General features: G+C 63.6%; 18 protein-coding genes. 16 read left to right on the top strand and 2 right to left on the bottom strand.

Going from position 1 to position 17,998, the window contains the following annotated elements; genetic code table 11:
• Positions 1-26: 26 nt before the first annotated feature.
• From bpln_RS10380 to bpln_RS10360, 5 genes are all read left to right on the top strand, one after another.
• The gene (locus tag bpln_RS10380) at positions 27-848 is read left to right on the top strand and encodes a hypothetical protein (protein WP_055138763.1); all 822 of its coding nucleotides are present in this window, start codon (positions 27-29) and stop codon (positions 846-848) included.
• 10 nt (positions 849-858) lie between these two features.
• Positions 859-1,608, top strand: a complete 750-nt coding sequence (locus tag bpln_RS10375) for a hypothetical protein (RefSeq protein WP_148653987.1) — start codon at positions 859-861, stop codon at positions 1,606-1,608.
• A 4-nt stretch (positions 1,609-1,612) separates the two neighbouring features.
• Entirely contained in the window at positions 1,613-1,837 is a 225-nt protein-coding gene (locus bpln_RS10370) for a hypothetical protein (protein ID WP_055138761.1), read from the top strand.
• A 111-nt stretch (positions 1,838-1,948) separates the two neighbouring features.
• Positions 1,949-2,245 carry a type II toxin-antitoxin system RelE/ParE family toxin gene (locus tag bpln_RS10365; RefSeq protein ID WP_055138760.1) on the top strand — a complete coding sequence of 99 codons (297 nt, stop codon included), beginning with the start codon at positions 1,949-1,951 and terminating at the stop codon, positions 2,243-2,245.
• Positions 2,246-2,255: 10 nt separating this feature from the next.
• Positions 2,256-2,546 (top strand): HigA family addiction module antitoxin, encoded by a 291-nt coding sequence (locus bpln_RS10360; RefSeq protein ID WP_055138759.1) that lies wholly within the window; start codon positions 2,256-2,258, stop codon positions 2,544-2,546.
• A gap of 176 nt (positions 2,547-2,722) precedes the next feature.
• Here the strand turns inward: bpln_RS10360 and bpln_RS35310 are convergent, their stop codons facing one another.
• Complete coding sequence (locus bpln_RS35310; protein WP_148653986.1) at positions 2,723-3,040, bottom strand: hypothetical protein; 318 nt, start codon at positions 3,038-3,040, stop codon at positions 2,723-2,725.
• A gap of 163 nt (positions 3,041-3,203) precedes the next feature.
• Positions 3,204-3,470 (bottom strand): hypothetical protein, encoded by a 267-nt coding sequence (locus bpln_RS10355; RefSeq protein ID WP_063891214.1) that lies wholly within the window; start codon positions 3,468-3,470, stop codon positions 3,204-3,206.
• 338 nt (positions 3,471-3,808) lie between these two features.
• On the opposite strand from bpln_RS10355, the gene bpln_RS10350 reads away from it, so the two are divergent.
• From bpln_RS10350 to bpln_RS10300, 11 genes are all read left to right on the top strand, one after another.
• Positions 3,809-4,309, top strand: coding sequence for a hypothetical protein (locus tag bpln_RS10350; protein ID WP_042624801.1), 501 nt, complete (start codon positions 3,809-3,811; stop codon positions 4,307-4,309).
• Positions 4,309-4,692: a hypothetical protein gene (locus bpln_RS10345; protein ID WP_055138757.1), complete on the top strand. Its 384-nt coding sequence runs from the start codon at positions 4,309-4,311 to the stop codon at positions 4,690-4,692. The genes bpln_RS10350 and bpln_RS10345 overlap by 1 nt, the downstream gene beginning before the upstream one ends.
• A 7-nt stretch (positions 4,693-4,699) precedes the next feature.
• Positions 4,700-5,599 carry a hypothetical protein gene (locus bpln_RS10340; protein WP_055138756.1) on the top strand — a complete coding sequence of 300 codons (900 nt, stop codon included), beginning with the start codon at positions 4,700-4,702 and terminating at the stop codon, positions 5,597-5,599.
• A 14-nt stretch (positions 5,600-5,613) separates the two neighbouring features.
• A complete protein-coding gene (locus bpln_RS10335) occupies positions 5,614-6,216 on the top strand; it encodes a hypothetical protein (protein WP_148561237.1) in 603 nt (200 codons plus the stop codon).
• A gap of 10 nt (positions 6,217-6,226) precedes the next feature.
• Positions 6,227-6,703 (top strand): defense against restriction DarA-related protein, encoded by a 477-nt coding sequence (locus bpln_RS10330; RefSeq protein WP_055138755.1) that lies wholly within the window; start codon positions 6,227-6,229, stop codon positions 6,701-6,703.
• Between the two features lie 203 nt (positions 6,704-6,906).
• A complete protein-coding gene (locus bpln_RS10325) occupies positions 6,907-11,868 on the top strand; it encodes a defense against restriction DarA-related protein (protein WP_055138754.1) in 4,962 nt (1,653 codons plus the stop codon).
• Between the two features lie 77 nt (positions 11,869-11,945).
• Entirely contained in the window at positions 11,946-13,541 is a 1,596-nt protein-coding gene (locus tag bpln_RS10320; RefSeq protein WP_055138753.1) for a hypothetical protein, read from the top strand.
• Positions 13,538-14,443: a hypothetical protein gene (locus bpln_RS10315; RefSeq protein ID WP_055138752.1), complete on the top strand. Its 906-nt coding sequence runs from the start codon at positions 13,538-13,540 to the stop codon at positions 14,441-14,443. The genes bpln_RS10320 and bpln_RS10315 overlap by 4 nt, the downstream gene beginning before the upstream one ends.
• Positions 14,444-14,479: 36 nt before the next feature.
• Positions 14,480-16,972 carry a phage tail family protein gene (locus bpln_RS35305; protein ID WP_148653985.1) on the top strand — a complete coding sequence of 831 codons (2,493 nt, stop codon included), beginning with the start codon at positions 14,480-14,482 and terminating at the stop codon, positions 16,970-16,972.
• Positions 16,973-16,975: 3 nt separating this feature from the next.
• Positions 16,976-17,440, top strand: coding sequence for a putative barnase/colicin E5 family endoribonuclease (locus tag bpln_RS10305; RefSeq protein WP_123863481.1), 465 nt, complete (start codon positions 16,976-16,978; stop codon positions 17,438-17,440).
• Positions 17,441-17,706: 266 nt separating this feature from the next.
• Positions 17,707-17,997 (top strand): hypothetical protein, encoded by a 291-nt coding sequence (locus bpln_RS10300; RefSeq protein ID WP_042624807.1) that lies wholly within the window; start codon positions 17,707-17,709, stop codon positions 17,995-17,997.
• The last annotated feature ends 1 nt before the right edge of the window (position 17,998 follow it).

Genomic DNA, 17,998 nt, shown 5'->3' with positions numbered 1-17,998 from the left:
CTGTCGTTGCGGCTCATCTCTCGACCATGCCAACCATTCCCGCCATTGGCGTCTCGCCCAGTCTGGACGGTAGCGCGCTCACCTCGATCTGGGACGGCCTCTCGCCGCACCTGATCGCGAGCTTCTACGAGGTGGCGAAGACGGGGGAGGACAGTTGGGGCCGCATTCCCGAGAAGACCGACCCGGTGACGGTGCTGGCCCCGCTCGGCGACGCGAGTCTCGAGATGGTGTTGAATTGGCAGAGTCCGTTCGAGCAGGCCGGCCCGGAATCCCGGGCACCGACCTTGATGGCGATGCTGCAATCCGGTGCGCTGCAGCCAATCATCGAGGCGGTGGTCGGGAAGAAGCATGACGCAGCCGACCAAGGCGCGCAGCAGCAGTCCAGCGATTTCCTGCGGCAGTTCGAAGGGCGCACCGGCATCACGAAGCTGAACTCCACGCAGGTGTTCAACGGCATGCCGCCGGTCAAGATCACGGTGACGGCGCTTTTCAGGGCGTGGCGAGACACGGCCAGCGAGGTAGAGGCGCCGTTCAACAAGCTGATGGAATGGGCGCTCCCCATCGAGCTATCGAAGGACGGATCGGTGCTGGCGCGTGCAGCTGAAACGCTCAAGGGAGGAATGGGCGCCGTCGAGGCGCTGATGCCGTCGAGGTCGCCGACGCGCATCGCCATGCGCTACAAGGGGCGCACGTTCTCCCCGCTGGTGATCGAGTCCATCGGCATGCCGCTGAATTCCCCGGTGGACGTCAATGGCCGGTACGTCGAACTGGCCGTCCCGCTGACCCTCTGCACGCTGACCGCGATAGACCGCAAGGATTGGAGCAACGCGGCCGTGACGTCTCTCTAGAAGGAACAACGTGATCCATTTTCCCCCGCTGCGCACGCGGCGCCTGACGGTGCAGCTGCGCGAACTGTCGTTCAGTGACTCGATCGCCGTGGCGTCGATGCCGCCGCATCTGGCGGAGGCTGAATGCACGGCGTTCCTGCGCGCGGCTGTCCAGTCGGCCAAGGGCCTCGACGATCCGGCCCGGTGGACGGTCCAGGAGCGCATGCTGGTGGTGTGCCATTACCTTGCCGCGACGGCGGAAGATGGTCCGGATTTCGCCGTCGGCGAGGGGCATTACTCGGACTACCTGGACGGCGGCACGGATATTCAGACGGCGGCGCCGATGCTCGAACTGGGCGAAGTTGGCGGCGATGTCTGGCACATCCGCCACCTGACTGGGGCGATGGCCGAGTCCATCGAGCGCATGGTCGGCGAGGTCGCTGGCATTGGCGCGCGACTTCACTGGCTGCTCGGCGCAATGGCCGCGCAGATGGTCCGTGCCGGCGAGAGCGTGCCCGACGCCTCGGACGGGGAAGGCGCGTTCGACGAGTTTCTGGTCGGGCGGATGCGGATCCTGAGCGGCTTCCCCGAGACCGATTTCGCGGTCCTCATGGGCTTGTTTTTCTCGGGGCGCGAGAAACTGCACCATCTATTCAGGATCGAGTTGACGGGCGACGGTATCGTGGCGATGCCGAAAGGAGGGGCGGCAGCCGATCTGCCGCCCGCCCGATTTCCGGCACGTACCTGTCTCTCCGGAATCGCGCGCGAACTGGTCGGATAATCTGATGGCGTTGGCGTCCAGCCTCACGCTGTATTCCGCCACGTCCTTGAACGACGCCATGGCCATGCCACCGAGCGTTGTGCGAGCGTTCTTCGGTGGAAAGCCGTTCGAGATCTGGAAGCAGGCAAGGGAAGCCGAGCAAAAGACGCAGGCGGCGATCGTGAGCCGGCTCAATGACGTGATCCGCGCCACCGGGGTTGTGGCGAAGCTCATGGCCAAGACGCGATAGGATTAATCTTGCCAGCTACCTTCTTGGTAGGCTCGCTCCAGTTCTCATCCCAAGAAGATGCGACAAAGACGGTATCTTGTGCCGTGTATCGTGTAGCGATACACTATACGGATGATCAAGACCTTCCGACATAAAGGGCTGGAGCAGTTCTTTTTGAAAGGCACCAAGAAGGGGATCGTGGCTGCGCACGCCACGAAACTCCAGCTTCGCTTGACCGCTCTTCACGCTGCCACCGGCCCCGAGGACATGAACGCTGCCTCGTGGAAACTGCACCCGCTTTCCGGGAAAAATCCGAAAGGGCAGGACGTCGACGGTCATTGGTCTATTTGGATAACCGGGAACTGGCGTCTGACGTTCTTCTTTGAGGGAACGGATGCTGTTCTTGTGGATTATCAGGACTATCACTAAGGAGTCGACGATGACATCAATGCATAACCCGGCGCACCCCGGACTGGTGTTGCGCGAGTACCTGGGTGATCTCAGCGTCACGATGGTAGCCGAGCGACTCGGTATTACGCGTGCAGCGCTGTCGCGCGTTCTCAATGGCCGCGCGGGTATCTCGCCTGACATGGCGGTATTGCTTGGTGCTGCTCTAGGCACGTCACCGGATATGTGGGTCATCATGCAGGCGCGCTACGACCTATGGCAGGCTCAGCAGAAGCCACATCGAAAAATCAAGGTGTTTCCGGAGCTGGCTCAGGCGGCATAAACGCCCTGAGCTACAAGGCTGAGCTCATCAGTGTCCTGCTGCGCGGACGGCCACAAACAGCAAGACGATGCCCTCGGAGCACTAGATGAGCGCTCATGCCGTATAGCTGGCTGAGGCCCATCCGCCACTGAGCTTCGCGTCCGGATACAACGAACCGGCGAGGGCATTCCATTCGATCAATGTCGTGCGGATCGAGCACGATCCGGGGCAGGTTCCTGGTTCGATTGACGCAGTTGTTGATCGGGGCAGTCTGTCGCCTCGGCAGCAGCGAGCGCGTGACGAACCTGCCATGAAGCCTCGACGGCTCGTTTGCCGTACAACACGGCGATTTCGTGGCCTGCGCCGCACAACGAGATCAAATTGCTCGGATCTGGCGTGCCCGCCGTCAAATGATGCGAAATCGCGTCGAAGATCGCACTGACGTAGCGAAAGGCGCGGATGTCCGCATCCAGCTCATCCGCAGCTCGGAGGGTGACGCTGGTGTTCTCGCTCATGTGGACACCTTTTCGTTTGTCAACTCAGCAAGCCTGCGGAGTGCCTCGCCGACAACATCGAGAGCGCCGCGATCGGTGGGGGCGAGCACTACGGCTCTCAGGGCGTCGCGAGCAATCGAGGCGAGATGCCCAGTGGATGGGATCAAGCGGTCAGCAGATGCGCTTACTCGTCGGTAATCTCGATCGACGCACCGACTTTGCGGCACTTCTCGAGAACCTGTTCCACCGTGGCAGCACGGTCCTGGAGCGCCAAGGCGAGAAACAGCATTGGGAGTGCCATCGGCCGCGGATCGGCGCCTCCCGTGTACTTCCGCCACTGATTGTTGCCGGCCAACCCGAACATTTGGGCCATCTGCTCGCCGGTGAAGCCGAGCTCCGTCTTCAGCGCGCGCAGATCCTCCGGCGTCGGAGGAAAATATTTGAGAACCATAGGTATGGTCGCGCCGATTCCGCGCGAATACGAACATATTCGTCATGTCGTTCCTTTTCGGAGGTAGCGGGCTACGCGACGCGTTACCCAATGCGATTTAATCTAGCCCCTAAAGGGCTTTTCGTCAATGCATGGGCAGCGTGCCAAGGGAGCTACTTCGTCGCAGGGGAGCCCTCGACTTGCCGTGGCTGTCAGGATTTTTGCCTCTAGGTCGGCGGCATCAAATTCGAACATCGGAGGCGGCGATGGATCGTTCGAGATCGGAAAACCGGCCCTGGTCGCCCGCGGGCGTTGTCTTACTGTGCAGTCAGTTCAGCCGCACATCGACAGGACACGCCATGACCGTCTCGACCGCCTCCCTCCTGAAGGGGCACTACGACACGACCCGCGCGCTCGGCGCGAAGGTCATCTCTTCCGACTTCGCCTTCGAGATCGAGGGCTTCGAGGCCAACTGGCTTCTGGCGAAGCAATGCCCGTGGCCCGAGATCTCGCCGACCGGGGAAGTTGAAGTCCCCATGCCGCTCGGCGCCAACATGTGGCAACCCCAGCAGATCAAGATCGCCCAGCAAGGCCAGATTTCCATGCAGGAGACGGTGGCCGGGAGCGTCGACAACATGCTCATCGACATCATCGCCCGCGGCGGTCTCTTCAACGCCAAGGTGTACGAGGGTACGCCGCAGAAGTACCTGCGCGCCAAGCGGATCGTCGACTGCTTCATGCAGATGGACAATCCGGATCGTGACTGGGAAAACCGCTCGCAGGTGCTGGTGTTCTCCGGCACGCTGTTTTTCCACTATTTCGGCGAAACGCTGCCGGGGAACTCGGGCGATTACCGCTGATGGCGACGCTGGTCGAACTGGCGGAGCGCTTCGCGTCGCAGGAGCGGCCGGCCGGTAATCTGCTGGACGAGGGCACCTTGCTGGCGCAGTTGCTGGCCGCGACCCGGTTCTATGCCGGATTCGCGGCGATCCGCTCATTCGAGACCGCAACGCCGGTACCCGAGCTCGGCAAGGACACGGAACTCAACGATTCCGAATGGGCGTTGATCCGTCCGTTGTTCATGCTTTACGTCGAGCGCGAGACGGCGCTGCAGCTGGAGGCCTCCAGAGGCTTGGGCATCGATCCGTTCGGCCGCTCAGCCAGCGAGGTCGCTGCGGAAATCGCGCAGATCGAGGCGGACATGCCGCGCAAGGCGTTTTGCCAGCCGATCGTGACCGTCTAGACGCGCCATGATCCTGCTCCTGTCCGATGGCAATCAGATTCGCGGCGACTTGATCAAGTCCGCGACGCTGCGCTCTGATCTCGCGCCCATTCCGGTCACGCTGGAGGCGGAGATCCGGGCCGGCGACGACAGCCTGGAGAAACTGCTGAAGGAAGGGCAGACGCTCTCGACGGGCGGCGGTGACGTGCTGCGCATCGTCAAGTCGGTGCGTGTGGGCAGCCGGGTTGCTCAGGGCATACGCGAGATGGTGGCGTTCCGAGTTATCGCGCTGCTCGATGCGTGCCAGGGTGCCGCGTACGTGCGCAGCCGCGCCATTCTCAAGGAGAGCGCAGCGCTATCGGCGATCTACCGAGCCGCCGGGGCGACGATCAAAGCCGTCGATGCGGATTTCCCAGTGCCGCGGTTCTACTGCCCAGTGGGAGAGACGCCGACGTTTCAGATCGCGCGAGTCCTGCAGGAAGAGGGCGGCGTGGTTCGGTGGCGCAGGGGCAGGCTTCAGTTCGTCCGCTTGCCGGATTTGCTGAAGCAGACGCCCGTGATGACGTTGCCTGACGTGGCGGCGGATGACATCGACAGCGGTTTCATGGAGCGGCATGAGGTGCCCTGGTTCTTCTCGCTGGACGCCGCCGGCGCGGCCATCTTCGGCAACCGCAGCAAGCCCCGCGTCGTGCGCTTCTCACCATTCAAGGATGTCCAGCGCCTGCGCAACATGACGCGCTGTCTCGTGCATCGCAAGACGCCGCGGATGGCCTACAACGGCAGCATCGGTGCCGGTGATCTCGTCGCCCTTGCCAGCGGTGCCAAGCTGGTCGTCATCACGGCGGCGCATGCCTTCGTCTCGGGCACCGATGACGGCGGCGCGAGCGACACCTACAGCCGGTTGTGGCTGGGCAGCGTGGAGGAATGATGGAGTATGGCCTGATGCCTGGCCGCTATCCGGCCATCGTGCGCGGCTATCACGCAGGCCGCAGGACGTGCCGCGTCGAAATCCCCGGGCTGACCGATGGCGGTGACGTACTGCCCGAGGCGGAAATCGAATACCCCATCGGAGATAAATCCCGCGACGGCGCGCATTCAACCGAGCTCGAGATCACGCTGGGCGATGCAGTGTGGATCGCGTTCATTGGAGGTGATCCGCGGTATCCGATTATCACCGGATACCGCAACCCGCAGGCCGGCAATGCGGTGGACTGGCGCCGCTGGCATCACGCGAACCTGGAGTTGCTGGCCGACACGCTGATGAACCTGATTGCAGGCGGCGACGTGCTGGTCAAGTCGGGCTCGCACGTGACCGTGAAGGCGCCCAGTGTGACCGTCGATGCGGCCGAGACGACCTGCACGGGCAACCTGACAGTGGATGGCGGTCTGAACGTCAAGGGCGGTGGTAGCGGCGGCACGTCGAGGATTCACGGCAACTTCCAGATCACCGGGGGCGAACTGACGCACAACGGCAAGAACGTCGGCAGCGAGCACAAGCATCCTGGCGTGAAGCGTGGTGGCGGCACGACCGATGGCCCAACGTAAAGGATCAACCATGAAGAATCTGCTATTCAGTTTTCGCGATCTCTCGGCAAAGTCGACCGCGGCGAAACAGGTCGTACGCTACTTCACGCGAGCGGGCGCCACCGTCGTTCAGCAGGACATCGTGTCCGGCCTGAAGCGCACCTCGGGCGTGACCTACCGTGAGATGGATCTGACGTTCGCCGACTCGCAGCGCGTGACGTTTCGCATCAAGCAGACGGGCGACATCTTCCAGGTGCTGCTCAACGGCAGAGTCCTGCCGATCAAGAACCAGGACGATCACGTCCGGGCGATCGCGGAGATCGCACAGATGATGGATGCGGGACGCTCACGCTTCCAGAAACTGTTGGCCGCGGCGAAGGTGCGGCCGCCGGTCGGCATTCGTACGGCGGTGCCGAAGATGGAGCAGATCCTGGTCGAGAAGCGCGACGCGCTGAAAGCGGCCATCGCTGAGGTGCGCATGCAGATTGCCGCGCTGGATCTGACGTAGCAGGGTGGGCCCACGCTGCGTGAAGTCGTAGGGCGGAAAACACCGCACATTCCTCGTACCTCCGAGCCATACCATTTCCTTGGCAGGCCGCATCAGCAGTGAGTGCGGCCGGAAAGGCTCGATCGCATGGTTTTCGCTTCGTTGCAGCGGATAGGCTAGTGCCACGCGTTCAGCCGATACCCTACCCAGGAAGGACTGAAGCCGTGAGCCAGAAAGTGCAGTGGGGCAGCGACGCGCTGCCCGTCGACAGAACCCTTGATCGAGTGCTTTACGAGATCCGATGCTCGGACGCGCTTGACGGCTTGCTGTTGGACTCGGTGAGCGAGCAGGAAGTCATCGAGGATGCAGAGGGGCTGCTGACGCTCGATGCGCTCGCGTCGCCCTACGCACGCTTGCCGCGCAAGATGGAGCTATTGCGCGTCGTGATGGAGCGGACCGGCCATGACGTCAAGCCGCTCGCGGTACAGATCACGCAGCCATTCAAGCAGCGCGGGGTTGCCAATGTCGCGGCGATCTTCGAGTTGTCCGACGGCCAGACCGTGAGCATCTATTTCCACAACCCGGACGTGACGCCGAACAAGATGGCGCCCGCCGACGAGGTGATCTCGTGGAAGTGGTTGCTGAACAAGCGCGACATCACGATCGTCGTCGCACCCGAGCGCGGTATCGACCTGAACCTGCGCGATGTGGCGCGCCGGATCATGCGGCTGGCCGAGAGGAATAGTGCGGCGTTCCAACGCGTCAACGCCAAGCGCGCCGAGCGCATGGAGAGCATCCGGTCGCTGAAAGGCGAAATCGCCGAGCTTGAGAACGAGCTGGACACGGCGCAGCACGATCTTGAGGTGGCGCATGTGGCGGCCGAGGACGCGGCGCGTGCGCGGGCACTCGCAGCAGCCCAGGCAGAACGCGATGAGCAGGAAGTGCGGCACGCGCCCGCTACGGACATCGAGGCGTCGCCCGGAGAGAGTGGGATCGACACTGACGAGCCCCATGAGCCCGAACAGCCCGAGCTCGATGTGCCAAACCAGCCGCACGAGCCGGGTGGTGATGGAGATGCGGCGGCCGACGTCTCACATCCGAACACAGAGCTCACTGCTTCTGCTGAGCCGATCACCTTGCGGGGCAATGAACTCGGCGATTTTCCCGACACGGACGAGGGGCGAACGGCTTTGCGAGCTGCAGCGAAGGACTTCTTGATGGCGATGCGCGGCGAGTGGATCGAATGCGCTGTCCTGAAGCAGTCGGTCGAAATTCGCAAGCGCGGCATCAATGAGACGATCCCCTTCAGCGCCAATCCGAAAAAGCTGAAGCTGATCCCGGCGATCAGGAGGTTGATCGAGACGGCGCAGGAGAGTGTCGAAGAGCCCAATCACAAAAGGGGCAGCAAGCCGGACGTGCGCCGGTACTTCCTCCTGAAAAATACGGTAGCGCTCGACGGAGAGACCGTGCGGGTCGCGGTGCTGATCGAAGAAGACAGTAACGGGCTCCTTCACTACGACCTGCTTGTGGACCGTGCAGAAACAAAAACGACGCTCGATTCCTCGAGCGCCGTCCTTGTGCCCGAACGTTCCCAAGACAACGATTCTTGGCATCCGGACGCTTCCAATATAGATAGCCAAGGTATCGATGTCAACGAGGCGGCTCTGGATTCCGTCGTCGAGGGTGCGCTGGTTCTCAACCTGTTCATCGATGAGGAAGAGAACGCGATTGCAAGCCGCGACGAAGCGTCAGCCGTCTCGGCAAAATCCCAAGTCGTTCAACCGGACACCGAGGACGCAAGCTCGGTCGACGCGAAGATTCCGTTCCACAAGATGACGCCCGACCAGCAGCGCGCCGCGATGGCCGCCGAGAAGTCGGTGGTGTCGGACGAGCAGGTAGACCAGTTCCTGGCGGCCTGGGGTGGCCTCACGACGGACTACATGACGGCCGGCTACCGCGTGGTGGGCCGCATCGTGGCCGGGGCGCCCGATGCGTTCCGCGTCGAGACGGGCAAGGTGGAAGCGGTTTCGCCCGATGGCATGACCACCACCGAGGCCACGGCCGACCAAGTGGACGAGCTGCGCGACGCGATGCGGGGCGGCCAGGTGCAGGTGGAGCTGTATCGCCGCTGGGGCGGCAGCGTCGATGCGGCGAAGCCGATCAAGGTGCTGCACCAGGCCACGGACAAGTTCAAGCCGTTTGAGGGCAAATTCGAGCTGCCGAGCGCGCCAGCCGCCTCCGACGACTTTGACCCGACGACGCCCGAGCAGCACGCGGGCGAGGTGGACGGAGAGGCAATGGTCGAGGCCGCACGCCGCGCGCAGGCGCCTGACGTGAGTCCCGAGGCGGACGTGCCTGTCGTGGTCGCCGGCAATGAGCTGGGAGATTTCCCCGATACCGAGGAAGGCAAGGTTGAGTTGCGCGCCGCTGCGCGTGAATATCTCCGCTCCTTGCGTGGCAAGCTCGTTCCTTGCCCGGCGCTGGGCAAGCCGGTGGAGATTCGCCAGCGTGGCATCAAGGAAACGTTGGCCTTCAGTGCCGATCCGCGTAAATTGAAGCTGATCGCGGCGATCGAGAAGATCATTGGTGCGGGCAAGAACCCGGTGCGCGAGGTAAACCACAAGCTCGGCGCAAAGCCCACCGTGGATGCGTACTACCACCTCGAATCGGCGGCTGTCCTGAATGGAAATCCGCTGGCGCTGCAACTGGTCATCGAGGAAGACAAGGGCGGGACGCTGTACTACGACTTTCTGATTGACCGGGGCGAGGCCAAAACAAAAACGGCACTGGATAGCTCCAGCGCCGCTTTTGTGCCGCAATCGATCCCCGATCACAATTCGGGGGATGGCGACGAAAATACGTTAGCCGATGTTGATAGCAGCGTCAAGACTCTGGATTCCGCCGACGATGAGGGTGGGGACATGGTGCTCAACCTGTTCATCGTCGGCGATGAGGCTGTCGATGTCCTCCCTGCTTCTGCTGCCGCGCAGGCCGACGCGGAGAATGCGCTGGGGGCGTCGGATGATACTGCGACCGACGATGACGGCCTGTCCGACGACCCAAACAGCCCGAACTACCGTTACCGCGACACCGGCTACATCGCCGACAGCCGCAAGGAGAAGGCGGCCAACCTGATCTTCAGCGCGCGCAAGACCGGACAGCGGCTGCGTGCGAGCGACATCGACTTCGACACCATCGAGCACAACCCGCGCCAAGCGAAGGAAATGTTGGTCAAGGCCAACCTATTCGGCAAGACTGACTGGCAAGCGCTGCAGGATGCCGGCATGGAGCCGGCTGCCGGGTTCCTGATCGACAAGATCTACGCCAGCATCGCGCCGGCGCCGGCCGAAGACAGTCCCGGCGCACGCCGGGATTACGCCATCGGTCTGGAGTCGATTCGCGACCGCTTGCAATCGGTCAAGACCGTGGCCCAGGTGCTGGAAGTCGTGGCGGAGATCCGTGACGAACTGAACGGGACGATGCTTCGCCCGGACGAGGCCGAGCAGTACGAACTGCTGACCGAGCAGATGCGGGAGATGTCGACCCAGGTCCGGGCGCTGGACGGCTCCAGTAACGCCGTCCATCAAGAGGCCCAGGAAGCACGGAGCGCCCTGTACACCGCCGAGCGGGCCTTGGAGCAGCGCAAGCGGCGCGGCTGGTCCATCAGCGACGAGCAGCAGCGCACGGTGGACGAGGCGAAGACGCTTGCCGATGGGCTCTGGTCTCAGTTCGGTACGATTCGCGCGGACGTGAATCCGAAGATCGAGGCGCTGCGCGAGCAGATCACCGGTATGAGCCGCGAGCGTGAAGCTCTCGTGAAGGCGGCGCGGACGCGCAATCTCGTCGAGAACCAGACGACGCGTTCCTGGCTGACCTTCGGCGAGCGCTTCGTGAAGCTCGTCCACTACCGGAGCTTCCGGGGCTCTGGTTCCTTCGCCGGACACGTCACCAATGCCAAGGTTGGCAAGATCCCGGATTGGTCTTGGGCCGACAAGGAGCGGCCGACCGCGCCGAGGGACGCCACCAGGCAGGAAGTGAACTTCCAACTGCGGGTGGCCGACCAGTTCGAGCGGCGCGGCGGCGCGCCCGTGTCGGTCAATTCGACGCAGGCGCTGAAAGACATGCTGGGCTTGCGCGACGTGCAGTCAGGCAATTGGGTGCTGAAAGACCCGAACAGCGCCAAGTTCCATGTGGAGCAGACCGCCGCCGCGATGTCCGATCTGGCCGACATGCTCGGTATCGAGGTTTCCGCGCTAAGCCTCGGCGGCCGGCTCGGCATGGCCTTCGGCGCACGCGGAACGGGTGGCAAGAACGCGGCGCGGGCGCACTACGAGCCTGTCCATCGCGTTGTCAACCTGACTAAGATGGGCGGCGGGGGATGTCTTGGCCATGAACTGTTCCACGCCATCGATAATATCCTGCACGAACTGGTGAAGGAGGAGGCCAGCGGAGGAAAGAACGATTTCGTGACAATGAATCCGGATTTGCTGCCACCTGGCCCGATTCGAGACGCGGTGGTCGAGCTGCGCGAGGCCATGCTGACCGGTGACAACCGCCTGACCGAGCGCATCGACTTTTCCGAGCAGGACGTCCGGGTAGCCCACGTCAATGTCGACTCGCCACGCAATGCACTGGCGCGTGCCATCAAGGACGCTGGCGGGGCCGAAGCGGCGGTGCTGGCCGTGGACGCCTACTTCGGCAGTCGAAGCGATCCGCGCAGCCTGAAGAACCGCAAGAGCTGGCGCAAGCTCGCCGCGGCCTTCTATGCGACGCCTGGTGAGACATCAGCACATCTGAAGACGGGACAGGCAGTGTCGAGCTTCGCCAAGGAAGCGGCTATCCTGGACAACGGAAGTTACGGCAAATACTGGTCAAGTCACGAGGAAATGGCCGCGCGCGGCTTCCAATCCTGGCTGGAGGACAAGCTTGCCAGCCTGGATCGCCGCAACGACTACCTGAGCGTCTACGCGGACAACCAGTATCACGTCGATCCACTGTTCGGCACCGAATGGAAGCCGTATCCCGAAGGCGACGAGCGTACCCGCATCAATGCGGCCTTCGATCGACTGTTCGGCGCGATCGCCGAGGGGCAGGTGTTCGAGAAGGCGGCGAGCAATCCTGCGCTGCTGGACGCGATCTTCGGCGACGCCGAGATGGCAGGGAGCGCGACAGCCTTGGCCGAATAGCCTTTGGGCATGTCGGTTCGGAGCGTTAGCGGAAAATCGATCGAAGTCGGCTGCTGTCGGGGGCCTACCCTGCCAGCATGGCCGATACACAACACCCTTCCAACCCGAGCAAGCCGGGTTTCCTGGCGCGCTTCGGCTTGTCCCGAAAGCGATGGACTTCCACGAACGTCGAGCCGGTCAAGGAAATCGACCAGTCCGACACGTTTCTCTACGGTGCCGGTACCACCACGGTCGCGTCGCTGCTCGGCTCGGGCAGTCGCGGCGCGCGGGCACGGCAGATCATCTACGAAAAGTGGTCCTTGATGGAGGGCAGCCCCATCGTCTCCACCGCGGTGGGGCTGCTCGTGACCGCCGCGCTCGGTGGCCACGAAACCAGCGGCGACCTCGTGTTCATCGAGCAGACCGCCGCAGCCAAGAAGAACCGGAGCCTGTCGGCGATCAGCCAGGAAATCGCGGCCGACCTGACGCCACTCTTCAACCGGGTGGCGCATCAGATGGCCTATACCGGGTCGACGTTTGGAGACGCCTATGCGCGGATCTACGCGAATTCTCGGGGGGTGAGCGATCTGTACGTCGACGAGATGGTGCGGCCACCGTTGGTGCAGCCCTACGAGCGCGGCAGTCGCACGGTGGGATTCGCCGTCTATACGGGCGAACGCAATTTCGAGCGCCTGGACGTCTCGCAGATGGCGCGCTTGAAGATGCCGCGCACGCAATGGGTGCCGCAGTATGGCGTGGTTGAAAAGGCGCTTCGTCTGGCGATCACCGAGGACAACCTCGACAACCTGCCGATCATGCCCAGCATGGCGGGCGGATCGCTGCTCTACAACGCCGAGGAGGCATACGACAACCTGACCGCATCGCTCTTGGGCTTGGTGGGGCAGCGCTGGATGGATTCCATCGACGAGCAGATGGTGGCCGTCAACCTCGAGTCCATGACGCTGGAGCAGCAGAAGCGGTTCGTCGATTCGCTCACGGACATGCTCAAGGCCTCGAAAAGCTACGCCGAGCAAGCCGTGAAGCGGGGTCGGCCTGTGATGGAGCGGATCCGCCACCTCATCCCGGTGTTCGGCGAGAAGCAATTGACGACCGTGGGGCCGGCCAACGGCGGCCAGCCCGGCCGGGCCGGCAGCATCAGCATCGAGGATGTGTTGCTGCATGCCCGGTTGCTGTCGGGGACCATCGGCGTCGATCTGTCCATGATCGGATTCGCCGATCAAATGGCGGGCGGCCTCGGCGAGGGCGGATTCTTTCGCACCTCGGCGCAGGCCGCGGAGCGTGCCAGGATCATCCGGGTGGCGCTCGCCGAGTTCTTCAACCACGTCATCGACATTCACACCATGCGCCGCTACGGCATGGTGTTCAATCCGTCCGATCGCCCCTGGGCCATCAACTTCTTCGGCTCGATCTCGGCGCTGGAGGCCGAGAAGCAGCGCACCCGCACCGATTCGATGAATGCCGGCATGCTGCTCGCGCAGGGCATGCAGATGATGCGCGAGATGGGCGCGAGCAAGGAGGTGATGATCGAGTTCCTGACCAAGGCCATGATGCTCGACGAGGACCAGGCGAAGCTGTACGCGACGATCGTCGATGCGAAACCGCCAGACGGCGGCCGAGATCCCAGTAGCGGCAGGTTCGGCGCGATGGAGGATCGTGAAGGGGAGCCGCTATGAGCCTCTACAACAACATCGCCGACACGCTGTCGAGCCGCGGCTTGATCGACTCGGTTCGCTTCGGCCTGACCACCGGCATCAGCGGCGTGACCGACGCGGCGGCCGGCGTCCTGGGCGGGGGCAAGCTCGCGCAGGCCGTGACGGGCATGGGCCAGAGCATGGGCGTCAACGCCGGCATGAATCTGGTGAACAAGTACGTGCCGATTCAGGCACAGCGCGCCGCGAATGTGGGGGCCGGCGCCTTGGGCGATCTGCTGAACGGTGACTGGAACGCCGCCGGCATGCGTCTGCTCGACTCCGGGCTGCTGAATGATCTGCTGCCCGGCATGAGCGGCGTTGCCGCGCAGACGATGTTCTGGGGCTCGCCGACGCCGCTGTTCGGCGGGATCAGTCCCACCGAAGCCCGTCAGATCTATGACCAGATGCGCGGTGAGCGCTTGGCCAAGCGGAATCTGTGGCTGATCGAGGTTTCGAGCCGGCTGGCCGGCGACATGTCGCAGCGATTCAACCTCTTTGCCACGGAGGTCGAGTATTCCCCTTTCATCGTGACCAGCGACAAGCGCCGCGTCGGCGGCGCGGTGATCGACGTCGTTCAGGGCGCCGAGCCCGTGGAGCTGCGCATCACGACGCTCGACGATCAGCACGGTTCCTTGAAGCGGTGGTTCGCGGCCCATCACGGCGCAGCTGCCGCGCGCGACGGCACGGTCGGCGTTCCCGACTCGTTCGCGATCACGTTCAAGGTCGTGCATGCGTTCATCACGCGAGGTAGCAACCGCGGGGGCTACGAGGACATCGGCCTGTTCCGTCCGGCCAATCTCGACCTGAGCCTGTCGCGCCGGGAGGATGGACTATCAGAGGTGCACATGACGTTCTCGCAACTCGATACCTTCATGAGGCCGTGATGGCGACGCTCAAACACGATGCCCCGGGGATTTCTGGTGGGTGATGCCATCGAACTGGAAAGAAGCAAGTCGTTGGTCGCGATGCGTAACGATGTGCGGGCGATCCATGCCGGTGTCGCGGGTATCGCGTCGTTGCTGGCCCATGCGCAGACCGTGCCTCGAGTCAGGCCGCGAGCGCCGGTCGTGCCGCAACTCGTCCCAGACGCAGATCTAGGGCGGACGCCTGCGAGCGTGCAACCCGAACTGCGTCGTCCGGCGGTGCCGACCAAGCCTGAGGCGGATGCCGCCCGCACGACGACGCATCGCGCGGTGGCTCAGCCACGAAATCGTGACAGTCGCGGACGTTTTATCGGCAATGCAGGCCGTCCGAAGGCGCAACCGCCACAGCGCTCACGAACGGCGCCCGGTGCTGGTGCGGGAGATGGGCAAGACGAGGACGACGGCCGCTTGCACGATTTCGCGGAGCGGCTGGTCGGCGCGATCAAGGAGTCGAGCGTCGGTATGGAGCAGGCGGACCCGGCCATCAAAGCCTTTCGGGAGGTCGCGCAGCCGATGGCGCGTGGCTACGAACTGCTGAGCGGTGGCGACAAGCAGAAGCGGCAGGAGGGGTGGCTACGACGTATCTACGCGTCGCTGACGGGTTTCCGCAAAGACGAGAGCGCCTTCAGCAAGGCGGCCGCCAAGCGCCTCAAATCCCTCGACGAGAAGCCGGCCGCCAAAGCAGGCGGCGATTCAGGTTGGCTTGGCACTCTGGGGGCCATGCTCAAACGGATTCCCGGCGTAGGCACATTGACGGCCGGTGCCGGGAAATTCCTGTCCGGTGGCGGTGGTCTCCTGGCAGGCGTGGCGCGAGGCGTGCTTGGATTCGGCAAGGGAATGCTGCGCCGTCTGCCGTTCATCGGATCGCTGCTCAGTGGGATCGGCGCCGCGTCCGAGATTTACGATACCGAGACCGACGATGCGATGTCGCGTCGCGAGAAAGACAAGCACGATGGCGCCGCCGTTGGGGGATTCGCCGGCACGGTAGGCGGGATGTTCGCTGGTGCGAAGGTTGGGGCGCTGCTCGGTAGTTTCGCCGGCCCGATCGGCACCGCTATCGGTGGTGCTGTGGGTGGGGCGGCCGGCATGTTCTTTGGCGACCAGGCAGGCCAGATCATTGGCGACAAAGTCGGCGAGTGGGTGACGGAGCTACGTGAGGCCGACATCCCCGGCAAGATTACCGCCGCTTGGGATGCAACAACTGAGACGTTGAGAAAAGCGTGGGACAGCGCACTCGCCCGGTTGTCCGAGGGATGGCAGAGCGTCAAGAAAGCCGGGCAGAAAGCTGGCAACTGGGTCGCGACGCAGGGAGACGCCGCCAACGATTTCGTCAAGGACAAGACCGGCGTCGACATCAAGGGCGCTGCGTCGCGTGTTTGGTCGTCGGTGTCGAAGACAGTCAAGGATTTCGGCACCGTCGTTGAGCGCAAGGCGGTGAACGGGATCAGGCATGGCGCGCAATGGGCCGCGACGCATTCAACGGCCGGGCGTGGTGTCTCGACGCTCTTGCATGGCGCGCAGTCAATAGGCGGCGGCATTGCGGCTCGATGGCGCGACGCCAAACGCTATCTGCTCGGCGCTTCCGAAAAGGCGGGAGTGGACGCTGGTACGGTCGCGAAGATCGCCAACTTCGAGAGCGGGTTTAATGCGGAGGCGGCGCCGATCCGAGAGGACGGCACCCGCATTTCGTCGGCGCACGGCTACGGCCAGTTCCTCGACGGCACGTGGACGGACATGCTCAACAAGTACGGCGCGAAGTATGGCGTGGCGGGAGCAGGCCGGTTGACGCGGGATCAGGCGGCGAAGTACCGGAGCGACAAGACGGTCCAGGCTGGCATGCTGGCCGAATTCATGAGAGAGAACATCGAGAAGGGGCGCAAATATGGTGGCGCCGACGATGATGCGAACGTCTACGCCTTCCACAATCTCGGCGACAGGGACGCCAAGAACCTGTTGAAGGGGATGCAACGCGATCCCAGTATGACCGTCCGCGATGCGCTGTTGCAGGGTGCGAGGAACGACAAGCAACGCGCTCGCGTTGAGGCGGTCATATCGGGCAACAAGAGTTTGTATGGCGACGGCAGTGTGACTGCCGCCGAGGCATACGCCCGTATGGGGAAGATGATGCGACGAGGCGATGCCTTCGCTTCGGATGTCCGGCAGGCACAGGACAAGATCTCGGTTGCGGACGTCGGGGCGAGTCGCAGTCCGAAGCCGGCCGCGCCGGCCGTCGTCGCCGCGGCGCCGATGCCCGTTGCGCCGGTGGGCATCGCGGCACCAGGGATGCCAATCGTGGCGTCGGCTCGTGTGCCGGCGGTACCGAGTGTGCCAGCTGTGCCGGCCGTGGCCGAAGCGCCAAGGATCGATGTGCCGCTTGCGTCCGGCGACCGCCACAAGCCCGTGGTCGTTACGCCAGCGCCGTCGGACGTCAATCAAGACCTGCGCGAGCGTGGCATCGCGCATATCGTGACTGGCGGATTGGGGGCGTAGGCGATGCTGCAACTACATGAATATAGGGCCATTCTTCATCCGGTACTCCTGGATGCGGTACCGACTGGACCGGCAAATATCAAGCGTGGTTTGGCTGCGATCGATAAGGCCCTGAAGGAAAGAACCACGGTTCACCGTGCCATGTACCGAGAGGGCTTGGGCTGGGTGGATTTCGTGTGGGGCACCGAGGGGAGATGGCCGCCGGATGCGCGTGGCAGGCGCAAGGGAGAGAAAGGTATCTCGCACGTGCTGGAGGCAAGGCCGCGCAAGGATGGCATGACAGCCGGACAGGCCCTGGCGACGCTTCATCGCATGGTGCGGACCATAGCCGAGGGTGCGGAGACCGGGCGGTTCTCGGTGAAGAGCGTGGAGCGCATCATCGTCGGCCGGGATGGCACTGAAGTCCATCTCATCAAGCGGCCGGGCTCGAATGCTTGGGCGCTGACGGTCTTCATCGAACAGGATTAAGGGTGATGGCGGTGCGCCGGGGGCGGGGGCTGACGCACCCCGGCCTACGCTTGCGGAGCCTACACAACGTCGTCTCGGCAAGGGTGCGCCATCGTGGCCGCCGGTGACATCCGCCATCGCTGGCGGGGCTACGCACGGGACTCTACGAGAGAGGCAGCCCGTGGGCGCGGCTGACACCCTGAATTTAGCAAAGCGAGCGGCTCGCGTCCATCCTGACCCGGAAAATGCCGCGCTTCCCATCGTCGCCCAACCTTTACCGTTGGGGCATGGCTACGATCACTGGCAACGACATTCAGGACATGGTGCGGCACTGGCTTGACACGCCGGTGAGCGGCTACCTGGGATCCGATTACGGGCAGGATGCCAAGTCCCTGTTGCAACTTCCTCAGGCAGACGGGGCGCCCGAGGCGTTCCTGCAGAAGCTTCGGGCCGACGTCCCGGTGCTCCAGAGCTTGCCGGCGGGCGCGCTGAACCTTTACGGCGTGCCGTCCCTACCGGACCGCCTCGAGCTCATCGTTGAGGTGGGCGGCCGTGCAATCCAGGTTCCGGGGACATGAC

Origin of the sequence: Burkholderia plantarii (genome assembly GCF_001411805.1) — a bacterium.
Lineage (GTDB): Bacteria > Pseudomonadota > Gammaproteobacteria > Burkholderiales > Burkholderiaceae > Burkholderia > Burkholderia plantarii.
The sequence above is the reverse complement of the archived record's forward strand: the minus strand, read 5'-3'. Positions and strand labels throughout refer to the sequence as shown.